This window comes from Psychrobacillus sp. NPDC093200, from assembly GCF_050280345.1.
Lineage (GTDB): Bacteria > Bacillota > Bacilli > Bacillales_A > Planococcaceae > Psychrobacillus > Psychrobacillus faecigallinarum.
In genome coordinates, this window is the sequence record NZ_JBNNVC010000002.1 from 987,251 (window position 1) to 1,001,523 (window position 14,273).

The 14,273-nt window shown below is 37.4% G+C and carries 14 protein-coding genes and 1 pseudogene; all 15 read right to left on the reverse strand.

What is annotated here, in order from left to right; genetic code table 11:
* Positions 1–47 precede the first annotated feature (47 nt).
* Positions 48–917, reverse strand: a complete 870-nt coding sequence (locus tag ACQKNZ_RS12645) for an SDR family oxidoreductase (RefSeq protein WP_340844387.1) — start codon at positions 915–917, stop codon at positions 48–50.
* A 103-nt stretch (positions 918–1,020) separates the two neighbouring features.
* Positions 1,021–1,588: pseudogene (locus ACQKNZ_RS12650) on the reverse strand (histidine phosphatase family protein).
* 208 nt (positions 1,589–1,796) lie between these two features.
* On the reverse strand, positions 1,797–2,105 hold the full coding sequence (locus ACQKNZ_RS12655) for a YpoC family protein (RefSeq protein WP_427659989.1): 309 nt from the start codon (positions 2,103–2,105) through the stop codon (positions 1,797–1,799).
* A complete protein-coding gene (nth, locus tag ACQKNZ_RS12660; protein ID WP_144536835.1) occupies positions 2,092–2,748 on the reverse strand; it encodes an endonuclease III in 657 nt (218 codons plus the stop codon). Before nth ends, ACQKNZ_RS12655 begins: the two co-directional genes overlap by 14 nt.
* Before the next feature lie 10 nt (positions 2,749–2,758).
* Positions 2,759–3,469 (reverse strand): DnaD domain-containing protein, encoded by a 711-nt coding sequence (locus ACQKNZ_RS12665; protein WP_144536837.1) that lies wholly within the window; start codon positions 3,467–3,469, stop codon positions 2,759–2,761.
* Positions 3,470–3,531: 62 nt separating this feature from the next.
* The gene (gene asnS, locus ACQKNZ_RS12670; protein WP_427659991.1) at positions 3,532–4,827 is read right to left on the reverse strand and encodes an asparagine--tRNA ligase; all 1,296 of its coding nucleotides are present in this window, start codon (positions 4,825–4,827) and stop codon (positions 3,532–3,534) included.
* Positions 4,828–4,855: 28 nt separating this feature from the next.
* Complete coding sequence (locus tag ACQKNZ_RS12675; RefSeq protein ID WP_144536841.1) at positions 4,856–5,344, reverse strand: DUF5590 domain-containing protein; 489 nt, start codon at positions 5,342–5,344, stop codon at positions 4,856–4,858.
* A gap of 3 nt (positions 5,345–5,347) precedes the next feature.
* Positions 5,348–5,518, reverse strand: coding sequence for a YpmA family protein (locus tag ACQKNZ_RS12680; protein ID WP_144536843.1), 171 nt, complete (start codon positions 5,516–5,518; stop codon positions 5,348–5,350).
* Positions 5,519–5,540: 22 nt separating this feature from the next.
* A complete protein-coding gene (gene dinG / locus ACQKNZ_RS12685) occupies positions 5,541–8,300 on the reverse strand; it encodes an ATP-dependent DNA helicase DinG (protein ID WP_427659994.1) in 2,760 nt (919 codons plus the stop codon).
* A gap of 345 nt (positions 8,301–8,645) precedes the next feature.
* Positions 8,646–9,029: an aspartate 1-decarboxylase gene (panD, locus tag ACQKNZ_RS12690; RefSeq protein WP_144536847.1), complete on the reverse strand. Its 384-nt coding sequence runs from the start codon at positions 9,027–9,029 to the stop codon at positions 8,646–8,648.
* A complete protein-coding gene (panC, locus tag ACQKNZ_RS12695) occupies positions 9,029–9,877 on the reverse strand; it encodes a pantoate--beta-alanine ligase (protein ID WP_427659996.1) in 849 nt (282 codons plus the stop codon). The genes panD and panC overlap by 1 nt, the downstream gene beginning before the upstream one ends.
* Positions 9,852–10,709: a 3-methyl-2-oxobutanoate hydroxymethyltransferase gene (gene panB / locus ACQKNZ_RS12700; protein WP_144536851.1), complete on the reverse strand. Its 858-nt coding sequence runs from the start codon at positions 10,707–10,709 to the stop codon at positions 9,852–9,854. The genes panC and panB overlap by 26 nt, the downstream gene beginning before the upstream one ends.
* Before the next feature lie 266 nt (positions 10,710–10,975).
* Positions 10,976–11,956, reverse strand: a complete 981-nt coding sequence (locus ACQKNZ_RS12705; protein ID WP_427659999.1) for a biotin--[acetyl-CoA-carboxylase] ligase — start codon at positions 11,954–11,956, stop codon at positions 10,976–10,978.
* Positions 11,946–13,127, reverse strand: coding sequence for a CCA tRNA nucleotidyltransferase (locus ACQKNZ_RS12710; protein WP_427660001.1), 1,182 nt, complete (start codon positions 13,125–13,127; stop codon positions 11,946–11,948). The genes ACQKNZ_RS12705 and ACQKNZ_RS12710 overlap by 11 nt, the downstream gene beginning before the upstream one ends.
* Entirely contained in the window at positions 13,127–14,257 is a 1,131-nt protein-coding gene (bshA, locus tag ACQKNZ_RS12715; RefSeq protein ID WP_144536857.1) for an N-acetyl-alpha-D-glucosaminyl L-malate synthase BshA, read from the reverse strand. The genes ACQKNZ_RS12710 and bshA overlap by 1 nt, the downstream gene beginning before the upstream one ends.
* Positions 14,258–14,273: the final 16 nt, after the last annotated feature.

Consider the following 14,273-nt stretch of genomic DNA (forward strand, 5'->3'; position numbering starts at 1 on the left):
ACTTTGAAAATGAATCTGGTCAAGAAGAGACTGAAAGATGTTACCTTTTATACTTTCACATTTTTTATAAAATAATTTCCCCAATGTGGTTGTGAACCATCAGCATCCTTAAATGCATATTCCTCTGAAAGTTCCCAGGTGCTATATACCCCACCTGTCTTTTTAGCTATATGAGGATCACTTGCAAGACAGCGTATAGCCTCTCCAATATAAAATGGTGTTTCTGACGCAATAAAATGAGGATCTATCTTTGTTGCATCTCTCCAATTTTCTTCGGTAACACCAAACGATTCAAGCATTGCTTCCGAACGTAAAAAACCAGGAGTAACAGCAATGACAGAAATATTATATTCTTTTAGATCCATGGCCATCGCCTGTGCCATGTGGATTGAGGAGATTTTTGCTAGACTATAATAGAAGTTACCTCGAGGTTCGTAATCAATGCCATCAGTAATTTCGATGATCAGGCCACTATTATTCTCTTTAAATAAAGGAATGCTATAATGAGAAGTAATAATATGTGAATGGACAGCTTGTTTTTGCATCTGAAGTCCTTTATGAAGACTATGCTCTCCTATTGGCTTTCCCCATTCCGTAAGAGGATCTCCTCCCCAAATATCATTAACTAATATATCTAACCTTCCCTGTTCCTTTTGGATACGGTCAAATAGGTGAACAACTTCCGTTTCAATAGTATGATCGACCTTTACAGGTATTCCTTTTCCCCCGGCTTTTGTTACCAATTCTGCTGTTTCCTCAATCGTTTCCATACGGCCCATGGGTGACTGACTATGAATTGTACTTCTCCCTGTCACATATACTATTGCTCCAGCTTCTCCCAACTTAACAGCAATTCCTCTACCAGCACCACGTGTTCCACCAGCAACAACTGCAATTTTCCCCTTTAACGAATTCAAAAGAGCATCTTCCTTTCAAAATTAATAATAAATGAGTAGCATTCTTGGATAAGCTGATGCTCTTTTAAAGCTTTATTGACATTATGAACTTAATAAATAGTCATCACTTCCATATTTTAGTTACATCTACTAATTCCAATTCATTGAACTCCATTCTATAAATATCAGGCTTTGAAGTGCTTAAAAGAAAATCCAAGCCATAACTACTATCAAAATATCCCATCATTAACGTCATCACTGCACCATGAGTACCTACTACTATTTTCTGACCTTTAAAAGTATGTAATATTGATTTGAGTGCATTTATTCCCCGTTCTTGACACTCTTTTATTCGACTCTCCTCCCTTAAGAGAAAAATCCGGTTCCTCAAAAGATTTCTCTAACAAACATTGAAGCTCATTATCAGATAAACGTTTTTTCTCAGGGCTAAAAACTCTTTCTTTAAGATTTTCAAGAATTACCACATTTTGTCCAATGTATTCAGCTAATGGTTGAACTGTTAATACAGAACGGGTATATGGGCTAGATATAACTGTATTAATATTTTCTTCTTTTAAAATCTTTATTAGTCGTTGAGCATCCGTCACACCTTTTTCAGTTAGGCCTCTATCTTTTTCATTTCCCGTTTTAAATGAATCACAGTGTCTCAACATATATATGAAAGTTTTCATATAAACCTCCAGAAAAAATAATATTATTCTGTTAAATATAACCTATATTTTTAAGTTTTTATAGTCTTAGGTGCATCTTTGATAAGGCTTACCAGCAAGATGAAAAATAAAAACATTATCATAAAAAATGCCCCATAGAAACTGCCTCTGTATGTTAGTTTAGTATCTAACTTCTAAAGGCAGTTCTTATGGGGTAGTGTTAAAAATATTAAGGCATTCTTGATTCCATGATGAATCGACGAGCAAGTTTTTTTTCTGTTTCCTTGAACAATTCATCTAGTTGTCGAAAAGCTGCATAAGACTTATAATTCTTTTGAACAAAGATAAAACGCTCTTCATAATTTAAAGGGGAAGTACCTTCAGCCAATACAAATAATTCACTCAATAATTCGATGCCCTTCTCCATTAAATCATGGCTGTCTTTCTCTCTTTCCTTATAAAGAATCTCCAACTGACTCCGAATGACTGACCATCTTGCAAAAATCGGTTTAAAATCTTCTTTTCTAAGCTTGGACAACTTTGCTCATCCTCTTTTTACCCTCTCGACAAACCGGCAACAAAGGACATTGTGGGCAATTGGGATTTTGGGCCTTACAATGATACCTCCCAAAAAATATCAGTTGATGATGCGCCTTAGACCACGATTCAATTGGTGTCTTTTTCATCAACGTTTCTTCTACCTGCAGAACAGAATCTTTCCATCTACATAGTCCCAGTCGCTTTGAAACACGCTCTACATGAGTGTCTACAGCTATGGCTGGTATATCAAAGGCTACCGAAACAACTACATTAGCTGTTTTACGACCAACACCTGGAAATGTCGTAAGTAAATCACGATTAGCAGGGACCTCGCCGTTATAGAGCTCAATTAGTTGCTTGCTAAGTGCTTGAATATTTTTTGCTTTATTACGATATAAACCTATTGAGCGGATATCATTTTGTAATTCCTCTATGGATACATCTAAGTAATCTTCAGGTTTTTTATATTTTTGAAAAAGATCCTTTGTTACTTTGTTTACAAGGACATCAGTACATTGTGCTGAAAGTAATGTAGCTACCAATAATTCAAAAGGATTGTCGTGGACTAACTCGCAATGAGCATCCGGAAACATCCTTTCCATTTCCTCTAAACAAAAATGCCATTGGGCTTTTGTAAGCAACTTTCTCCACCTACTCTCTTTCTTCTAACCAATTGTAGAAAGGAACCTTCGCTGTGTTTGCAGGTTGCTCCTTTGGTCTTTGTATTGGTATATGCTGTCGAAACTGTGCCGATTGATTTTCTGCAGCTTCAACCGTTTTAATATTTTTCTTTTTCCATTCGAATAATATCCGATCTATATAACGCAGGCTAAGCTTTTGAGATAAAACTGCCTCTTTTAACGCTAAACGTATTAAGGAGGCTGAGTGGTTGTCCTGATCGAACCACATGCCAATCGTTTCATATTCCATTGGAGATAATAATCTACCGAACTCCTGCTCAAATAACTTGTAAATTTCGCCTTCTTCGCCCTTTACTTCTTCGTCTTCTTTAGTTAGGTTTTGTTGCTCTACGCAATCGACCAAGAGCTCCCATAAATGATTAAAATCGTAGTACTCATAATGGACTCCGTCGTCGTCCATATGCTGTTCTATTTGAATTAAACCTTTTTGGACAAGACGCTGCAAAATCGTCACTACTTTATGTTCACTAAAATGTGTACGTTCCACTAAGTTTTGAGGGGTTGGAAAGTGGTTTCCCGCTTCTCCAAAAGCGATAAGATGTAATAGCAGAATAGCTTCCTCATCCTTCATATTAATTGCCTTATAATGGCTAAAAAAAAGCTGGGAAATGGTTACATTTCCCTGCTCTGTCCAGATTCGGAGCCGATTTCGCTTATGCATACTCGCACTCCCTTTCTTATTTATTGCATGATGATAATATATATAGTTCCTTTGGCTTAAGATTATGGATACAAACGATTTAATAGTCTTGGGAATGGTATAGATTCACGAACGTGCTCTGCTCCACTTAACCAAGCTACCGTACGTTCTAATCCAAGACCAAATCCTGAGTGAGGAACAGACCCTTGTTTACGAAGCTCTAAATACCAAGCATAGGCTGATTCATCTAATTTATGTTCCGCAAGACGTTGCTTTAATAGGTCATAGTCATGAATACGTTCAGAACCACCGATAATTTCACCATATCCTTCTGGAGCAATTAAATCGGCACATAACACAACATCTTCTCTGTCTGGATGTGGCTGCATATAAAATGGCTTAATGCCTACTGGATAATGAGTGATGAAAACTGGCATATCATAGCTTTCTGCGATAGCTGTTTCATGAGGTGATCCGAAATCGTCCCCCCACTCGATATCATCAAAGCCTTTCTCATGTAAGAACTTGATTGCATCGTCATAAGTAATACGAGGGAAAGGTGCTTGAATTTTTTCCAGTTTAGATGTATCGCGACCTAAGCGCTCTAATTCTAATTGACAGTTTTTAAGAACGGCCTGAACAATAAAGGAAACGTATTGCTCTTGTACTTCTAAGTTCTCATCAAATTCTGTAAATGCCATTTCAGGCTCTATCATCCAAAATTCAATTAAGTGTCTACGTGTTTTGGATTTTTCTGCACGGAATGTTGGTCCAAAAGAGAATACTTTTCCTAAAGCCATAGCAGCTGCTTCCATATATAGCTGACCAGACTGAGATAAATATGCATCCTCATCGAAATATTTAGTTTGGAAAAGCTCAGAAGTTCCTTCTGGAGCTGAGCCAGTTAAAATCGGGGGATCCATTTTTACAAAGCCGTTATCATTAAAGAACTCGTAAGTAGCGCGGATAATTTCGTTACGAATTTTCATGATCGCGTGTTGTTTTCTTGAACGTAACCATAGGTGACGGTTGTCCATAAGGAACTCAGTACCGTGTTCTTTCGGTGTGATTGGATAATCTACCGCTGCATGAATTACCTCTATTTCTTTTACTTGAAGCTCGTAACCAAATGAAGAACGTTCATCTTTTGTTACTTCTCCAGTAATATACATAGAAGTTTCTTGAGTTAAACCTTTTGCTGTTTGGAAAATCTCTTCTCCCACAACTTCCTTCACTACTACTCCTTGTACAAATCCAGAACCATCGCGAAGCTGTAAAAAGGCAATCTTACCACTAGAGCGTTTGTTTGCAAGCCACGCACCAAGTTTTACTGTCTCTCCAACATGGCTAGACATATCTTTAATCATAATTTTTTTCATGTTGTCCTCCAAAAGTTAAAAATATATTTTACAAATTGGATATTCTCTTCCACCAATCGCCATTATCAAATAACAGATATACGTAGTTGAGGTTATCCTTAGAATTCACAAAGGTAATCTCCCATACTGGCCCGACCTCTTCCACACCTAATTTCGCGTGAAGCAGCTTACTACCTTTTTCCCCTTCCAAAGCTATCGAGACAGCTTTCTCTTCAGATATACCTTCATCAAGACTTACCTCCATAATTTGCTCTTCGTTATCCTTTGTTGGGATAAAAAAAGCTTTTTTAGAGCCGTCCTTATTGGTACCAATAATTGTCTGATATGAGTCGGTATTATTATACACATACGAATCATCTATTGTCTTCAATAAATTATTTTGAAGCGTATAAGACTCTGCCTTCGTCAGGTTATCATTGAAAGGTTCTCTTGCTTCCTTATAAATAAGTAGGCTTAGGATTATGGTGAGACTGATAGCAAAAACAACGATAAATATTAGCCATCTCTTTAATGCCATAGTTTAGGTCCTATAAATTGTGAAGACTGCTTTTTCTTGATCTTCTTTATCTAATGCTAATCCAAACATTAGATCCTTTTCCTTCAACGAACGGTTCAATGCATCCACTATCTTATATAGATCTGATTGGTATTGTACGGTGACGGTTGATATCACTTCAATTTTGTTTTCCATATTTCTACCCGCTTTCTAATACTCATCCTTCATTAGTATACCAATTTTCTAGCTCTAAGACTATATTTTCTAATGATACTTTCTTAACAGGAATATTTGGGATTGCCTGTAGAAAATCACTACCATAAGACTTCGTATCAATCCTTCTGTCTAATACGATAAATACTCCTTTATCGGCAGAGGAACGAATTAATCTTCCAAATCCTTGTCTAAATCTTAAAATTGCCTCTGGCAAGGAATAGGAAGAAAAAGGATTTTGTCCATTTTTAGTTAGCAGCTCTGCACGCTTTTTAAATAAGGGATCATCGGGAGAAGAAAAAGGTAAGCGAACCATAATCACTACTGAAAGAGCTTCACCTGGAACATCTACTCCCTCCCAAAAGCTATTGGTTCCGAACAATACAGACTTAGAAAATCGCTGGAATGACTTTAACAAACGCATCCTGCTCCCAGTCGTGATTCCTTGTGCAAATAGCATGAAATCTTCAAGCAGATTAGTATCCTGTATCAATTCCACAGTCTTACGTAACATATCCTGTGAAGTAAATAATACAAAGCACCTTCCTCCAGTGACCAAAACCGTCTGGACAATTGCTTCCGCAACTGATTCAATATAATCCGATTGAGATACTTGCTGAATGTCTGGCATATCCTCGATGATTAAAAGCTCTGCACCCTTGTAGAAGTTAGATTCTACTTTAAACTGATGGATAGGTATATTTGAGCTCAATCCAAGCTGAGAAGTAATAAAGTATTTATTGGAGGGCACTGTCAATGTTCCAGAAGTCCAGATAATTCCTCCCTGCTCTCTTAAAGGAGCCATGGCAACCTTTATATCCTCTTGATAATTTAATGGTCTTTTGATGATAGTGAGACTTCCAGGGACGCTTCTATTATCTAACTCGAGCCATTTCGCCTCTACTTCCTTATCCTGCAAGAAGATTTCATCCCATTCACTTACTTTAATCTCCAGTTCACGTAACCAATATTCCCACTCATTTACTAATACTAATAATTGTTCATCAATAATATTTTTCTTTGCTGAGCCCACGTAGGGCTTAGTTGAATAGATAAATGTTTGTAGATTCTTAGCAACTTTTATAAAAAAAGCTTTCTCTAAATTTAAATCCTCCATAGCATAAGTTCGTTTGGTACTCTTCGATTTATGTGGATAGCTTTGAATAGTAGAGATAACATATCCCATTGCATGATCAAATGATTCAACTATGTCAACAAACAGCTTCTCAATACGAATGCGGACAGACAAGGAAACATTTAGAAGAGACAGCTTGTAAAGTAGATGATCTGTATCTAGCGTGCCAAATTGACCTAAAATATATTTCCAATTAGTATATGAAAAAATTCTTTCTTTTCGGGATATACTAGCATGTATCATTTGATGTGCCTCATCAATAATTGTGGCACAACCATGGCCCAATAGCTTTGTTTCTCGTTCCGTATCCATAATAATCATGGAATGATTCGTTACCAGGATATCACAGTGCTCACTTCGACGAAGAGCACGCTCATAAAAATCTATCCCTTTTACATCGTTAATCTTTTTTTCTGAGGTCCTTCTTATTTTATCTATAAATAGCTGACCACCACCCGAAACATTCAATTCCGAGAGGTCACCCTCCTCTGTTATAGTAAGCCAAACTAAAACTTGCATAATCGTAAACGTCTCATCGTAAGACTCATCCTCTTGCTGAAGGTGCTCCCAAAAACGATAAACATCAATATAGTGATTGATACCTTTTAGCTTCGCCACTCTAAGTCTAATGTTAAGAATGTCATAAAGCTTTGGGATTTCCTCTGTTATAAGCTGATCAATGAGATGTGTTGTATAAGTACTAACTATAATAGGCTTTCCTTGATCTAATCCATATAAAACGGATGGAATAAGGTAGGCTAATGTTTTTCCTATTCCGGTTTCCGCCTCGCACACAATCTCTTTGGATTCTATTAGTGCATGGTGAATCTCATCCATTAGCTTATATTGCCCTGGTCTTTCCTCTAGCTTCAGGCTACCGTGTTGGAATAATCGATTCTTTTCATCATTAGAAATCGGATAAGCAAGTTTACTCCATTCTGGTGCAGGCTCTTTTTTCACATCTTTTAGTGGTATTCCGCGATATTCTAAATAATCTTGGGTCACATGAGTCTTTCTTTTTATCGTTATAACTTCAAAAAAGATGAGTGCTAGATTGGATTTCAGTTGGAAGGATCTTTTATGTAATAGCTCCACCGTTTTTAATGGCAATGCTTGCAGCTGGTCAAAGCATTTTAAAAGCAAATGTGCAGTAGCCAATGCATCATCATCCGCACGGTGAGCAGACTCTAATTCTATATGGAGCTCAGTCGCAATGTCCTGAAGCTTATAGCTATAAATATTAGGGAACATCAACTTAGCGAATTCTACTGTATCAATAGATTTACAAACTAATTTAGGCAAACCTACCCGTTTTAGCTCCTGTTGAAGAAATGTCAGATCAAAATTTGTATTGTGCGCAACAAAAATATGGTCCTGCAGAATTTCCAAAACTTTAGGAGCAATTTCTTCGAATAACGGAGCGTCCTTTACATCCTCGTCCTTTATGTTCGTTAAATCCTGAATAAACAAAGGAATCGCTTTTTTGGGGTTTACGAACGTAGTAAATGAATTACTAATCCGATTGTTCTCAATAAATACAATTGCAAGTTGAATAATTCGGTCACCATTGGCAGATGAATGGCCTGTTGTTTCAATATCTACAACTGCATATTTATGATTTTGCAACATTCTTCATCTCACCATCATTTAAATTAAAAGCATCTATTTTTCCTAGAAACTTTCTTGTGTTGCTTTTTAAAAATTGTACCACATTCCATAAATAGAAACGAAATATATGTAGAACGAAATAATAATTACTGCTTAGATTTGCCATAAGCCTACATTCCGTTCTTAACGCTGCAACTCTGCGAAGGTTTGCTTTCCTGCAACTTTTGTTTTAATATTCACAACATTTTTGAGCATTACCGCAACACTTCTCTCAATTTCTGCAACATTTTTCCGGTTACCTATGTAATTGAACGGCTATAAATCCAAAAAGAAAGCTAGACTTTGGCTAAGTCTAGCTTTCAAATCTTACATAACAGTCGCTTCTGGTTCATAGTGGATAATTTGATTGATTGTGTTATCCGTATTCATGATTGCTACTGTAGGCTGATGTGATTTTGCTTCTTCATTCATCACATAAGCATAGGACAGGATGATCACTACGTCTCCACGCTGTACAAGACGTGCGGCAGCTCCATTTACACATATTACACCGCTACCACGTTCTCCAGCGATTATATATGTTTCAAAACGGGCACCGTTATTATTGTTAACGATATGAACTTTTTCATTTGGAAGCATGCCTACTGCATCTAATATATTTTGGTCAATCGTAATACTACCTACATAGTTTAAATCTGCTTCTGTAACTATTGCACGGTGAATCTTACTATTTAACATCATTCTTAACATCATTGCACTTCCTTTATATTAACTATCATATTATCAATTAATCTTGCTTTTTCGAAAAAAACAGCTGTTGCGAAGAGAACTTCTTCTGTATACTCGTTAACCGGCTGTAAAGTAGGATAGGCCAATGCCTCCAGGTAATCTATTTTACCAGAAGTATTTTCATTAATATATTGTTTTGCTCCGTCAATAGCCCCTTCTATATCCTTCGTTCTCAACCATGTATCCTTTGCTAAATTTAACGCCTTGTATATATGAGGTGCCTCATCTCGTTCTTTTTCGCTTAGAAAGACATTCCTTGAGCTTTTTGCTAGGCCATCCTCCTCACGGACAGTTGGAACGCCAACTATTTCAAGTGGAAAGTTGTATGCTTCTACAAATAATTTAATTATAGCTAACTGCTGTGCATCCTTTTGGCCAAAGTACGCCTTAGTAGGTTGGATTAAATGAAATAGCTTGGAAACTACTTTTAAAACTCCATCGAAATGTCCTGGACGAGTTGCACCACACAGCTTGGTTGAAATCTCTCCAGCGTTGATAGTAATACCACTTTCAAAAGGATACATCTCGTCTGGCGTTGGAACAAACAATAAGTCTACCCCTGCCTCTGTTGCAATTTTTGTATCTCTTTCAATATCTCGGGGATATCTATCTAAATCCTCATTAGGACCGAATTGTGCAGGATTTACAAAAATACTTGCAACTACGAATTCATTTTCAGCTCTTGCTTTTGTCAGAAGTGTTTTATGTCCTTCATGCAAATAACCCATTGTAGCCACAAATCCAATGGTTTGTTGTTTTTGATTTGAGATAATAGCTTTTAATTCATCTATCGTTTGTACTGTTCGCATGATTGCCTCCATATAACTGATTTAATTGTTCGTCCTTCATCGTAAAAGAATGCTCCAAAGAAGGAAATATTCCACTCTTAACTTCTTCAACATACTGCCTAATGCCTTGAAGAATTGGTTCACCCACATTCGCGTATTCCTTTACGAATTTAGGGATATGGTGTGAGCCATATTTCACTAAATCATGGAAAACTAATACTTGGCCGTCAGCAGTGGAGCCCGCTCCAATACCGATAGTTGGAATAGTTAAATTGCTTGAGATTTCTGCGGTAAGCTGATAAGGAATACATTCTAAAACAACGGCACAAGCACCTGCCTGTTCACATTTTTTTGCATCCTCTATTAGCTTTTGTGCTGCTTCTGCAGTTTTCCCTTGTACTTTATAGCCACCTAAAACTCCGGCCGATTGTGGCAATAAACCTAAATGCGCTACCACTGGAATACCAGCAAAAGTCAATCTTTCAATGACAGGTATTACATCATCTGCCCCTTCAATTTTCACCGCTTGTGCCCCGGTCTTTTGCATTAGTTGGACAGCGTTCGCAAGTGATTGATCAATATTCCCATGATACGTACCAAAGGGCATATCAACTACTAAAAACGTATTTGTTGCTCCTCTTCTCGCTGCCTTGCCGTGATGAATCATATCTTCCATGGTTACTAATACTGTTGAATCATAGCCTAATACAACCATCCCAACAGAATCACCAACTAAAATCATGTCGACTCCAGCCTCTTCTGCAAACTTAGCAGTTGGATAGTCGTAAGCAGTCATCATCGTAATCTTGTCTTCTTTACTTTTCATCTTCAAAAAGTCACTCGTCGTCTTCAATCATTTCCCTCCTCATAATATCCATACGTCCAGCTCAGCCTTAATACTGATGCATTCTGCAAGATGAAGAGAAAACCAAATATAAAGCCCTTCAATCCGAAAGTGGACAGAAGGGCAGAAAATTTAAATTCATCGGTTTTCTCCGTCCCTGTCAATCTAAGATCAAGGCAGACTATTAAATTTTAAAAAAATAATATAGGTGTAGTTCTTATTAAAGATACTACCCTTCGCATAAAGAATAACAGAATTCGACTCAAACGTCCAAACTAAGTTTTTAATAAATCGATATCTGCGGAATATATATTTTTTATCTCCCCATTATCAAGCCGAAGCTGTAACGCACCATCATTTGTCATTCCAATTGCCTGACCTTCGACAGTCTCTCTTAAGGTAGTAGCTCTAATGCGATTATTTAATGTGCAATTGTAGCTTTCCCAAATAAGTTTAATAGGTTCAAATCCTAGCTTTATATACATATCACTATATCTCTCTAAATGAAAAAGTACTTTAGAGACCAATAAAGACCGGTCTACAGCTGTGCCCGACTCCATTTTTAGAGAGGTTGCAATAGGCTCCAATACCCCCTTAAAAGAATCAGCGGTTTGATTGACATTGATGCCTATCCCAACAATAATTGCTTGAACTCTATCCATATCTGCTTGCAGCTCAGTTAGAATACCGGTTACTTTTTTCCCGTTAATCAGAAGGTCATTTGGCCATTTAATATTAGGAACACATCTGGTAACCTCTTCAATAGCTCGTGCAATTGATACAGCAGCTACTAAAGTAAATTGGGCCGCAAATTGTGGAGTTATTTTCGGACGCAAAATGACGCTCATCCATATTCCCTCACCAGATGAAGATTCCCATGAACGGTCCATTCTTCCACGCCCGGCTGTTTGCTCCTCTGCAATGACAACTGTACCATGTGGAGCGCCATCTCTAGCTTTATTTGCGGCAATTGTTTGCGTAGATTCACAAACAGGATGATAAACAATTTCCCTTCCAAGATGCTCTGTTTGAAGATGAAGAGAAATACGCTCAGCAGCCACTGTATCAGGCAATCTATTTAGGATGTAACCTTTTTTCTTTATAGCTACTATTTCATAGCCTTCTTCCTCTAGTCCCTTTAAATACTTCCATACCATTGTTCTAGATATTTCTAGTTCATCTGCTAGTATTTGTCCTGAGATTGGTTCACCGCTTGCCTCTTTTAATCTGGAAATAATTTTTTCTTTAATTGACATATTCACGAATAAACCATTCCTTTATATGTTGTCTGTCATTTTCTATTTCCTCATTTAATATCATTGTAGTTAATCTATCTAATACTTCCCGAATCCATGGCCCACGCTTTTCCTTCTTCCATTCCATCAAATCATGTCCGCTTACAACAATCTCACGTACAGATGAAATAGCCAGTTTGGCTTTTAAATCAGCTAATATCTCAGGAGTATAGGGATGTTCAATATGCTGTATAATTTGACTATAGCTAGCGGCAGCAATTAAAACCTCTACTGTAAACTGGAATAATTCATATGAAGTCCAAAAACCCTTCTTCAAAAACTTAACCGCAAGCAACACGTTTTTGACATAGCTCTTCTCATCATTTGAACATTTGAAATTAGACAATAACTCGCCTATATTCAGTCCCTCGTTCATCAATACAAAAAAAGCCCAGCCATTGGCTCTATTGCCAAAGTGATTAAATTGCTTCCATAATGAAACGTTGGTACACCAATCTCCTAAAAAGTGCTCGGAGAGACCAGTTGCAGCAAAAAGTTCCATGCCTCTATACGGATAATTACTTACCCAAATCTTTTCAAGCTCTACTTTGACCCTTTCCATAGAGATGTGAGTTATTAGAGGGTGGAGCTCTTGTATAGCATCCAAAGTAGACTGCTCTAAGGAAAAATTTAGTTGAGATGAAAAACGAATTGCCCTTAGCATACGAAGAGCATCCTCAGAAAATCGTTCCTTTGGATTTCCAACCGCTTTAATAATTTTAAGTTTTAAATCCTGTTTACCACTAAAAAAGTCGATTAGCTCGTCTTCCTTCGTCAAAGCCATTGCATTGATGGTAAAATCTCTACGCTGGAGATCTTCTCTCAATGTTCGGACAAATCGGACCTCATCTGGCCTTCTAAAGTCACTATAAGACGTTTCAGATCTATAGGTCGTTACTTCAATAGGATCTTCTAGTACTACAAGAACTGTTCCATGCTCTATTCCTACATCGATGGTTTGTTCAAAAAGAGTTTTCACCTCATGTGGTAAGGCATTTGTAGTAATGTCAACATCATTCGCTTTTACTCCTCGCACGAAATCTCGCACTGCCCCACCAACTACATATGCTTCGAAGCCAGCATCCTCCAGTTTAGAAATCACCTTAAATGCATCTGGCCATCGATCTTTCATCAGTTTTTCGCCACTCTTTCGTACATCTTTTCATATTGTTCAACTATTTGTGCAGAGCTAAAACGAGTTCGTACTATCTCTAATGCTGTTTCTTTTAATTGATTATGTAAAATAGGGTCCTTTAAAATCTTCAATCCATATTCAGCTACTTTTTCTATATCGCCAAGAGGAACAAGATACCCATTTTCTCCTGGAACTATTACTTCTGGGATCCCTCCTACAGCTGTACCAATACATGGAACCTCACAGGCCATTGCTTCTAATAGCACTAATCCAAAGGACTCTTTTTCAGATAATAGTAACATCAAGTCAGAAATGGCATATAATTCCGAAACATTTTCCTGCTTCCCTAAAAATAGGACGTCCTTTTCAATCGGCTTGCCTTTTACATATTCCATGACCGGGTGCTTTTCTGGTCCATCCCCAACTAGTAAAAGCTTAGCCGGAATTTCTTTATGTATGAGCTCAAAGCTTTTTACTACATCTGGTACATGCTTGACCTTCCTGAAATTAGAAACATGAATAATAACTTTTTCATTTTCTTTTATACCTAAAAGTTCCTTAAGATTGCCACCGTCTTTTTTATGATATTCTCTTTCATCGACAAAATTATAAATTGTCTCTATATCCTTTTTCGTTGTTATAAGTTCTCTCGTTTGCTTTACTAAGGATTTAGAGACAGCAGTTACCACGTCAGACTTCTCAATTCCGTATTGAATAGCTCCTGTAAGCGAGGAATCATAGCCTAACACTGTAATATCAGTTCCATGTAATGTAGTAACTATTCCAATGTCTGAGTTTGCCATATCCTTTGCCAATATTGCACAAACTGCGTGAGGTATAGCATAATGCACGTGCAGAACGTCTAAACCTTCGTCCTGAATTACCTCAGCCATTTTGTTTGCCAGCGCAATATCGTATGGAGCGTATTGAAATACCGAATAGCTATTAACCTCTACCTGATGAAAGGTAATGGTTGGGTAAATTTTGTTTAAACGGAAAGGCACGCTAGAAGTGATGAAATGTATTTCATGACCTCTTTCTGCCAGCATTTTCCCAAGTTCTGTTGCAATAACACCGGAACCCCCGACTGAAGGATAGCAAGTGATACCTATTTTTAATTTACGCATATATTATATCCTCATT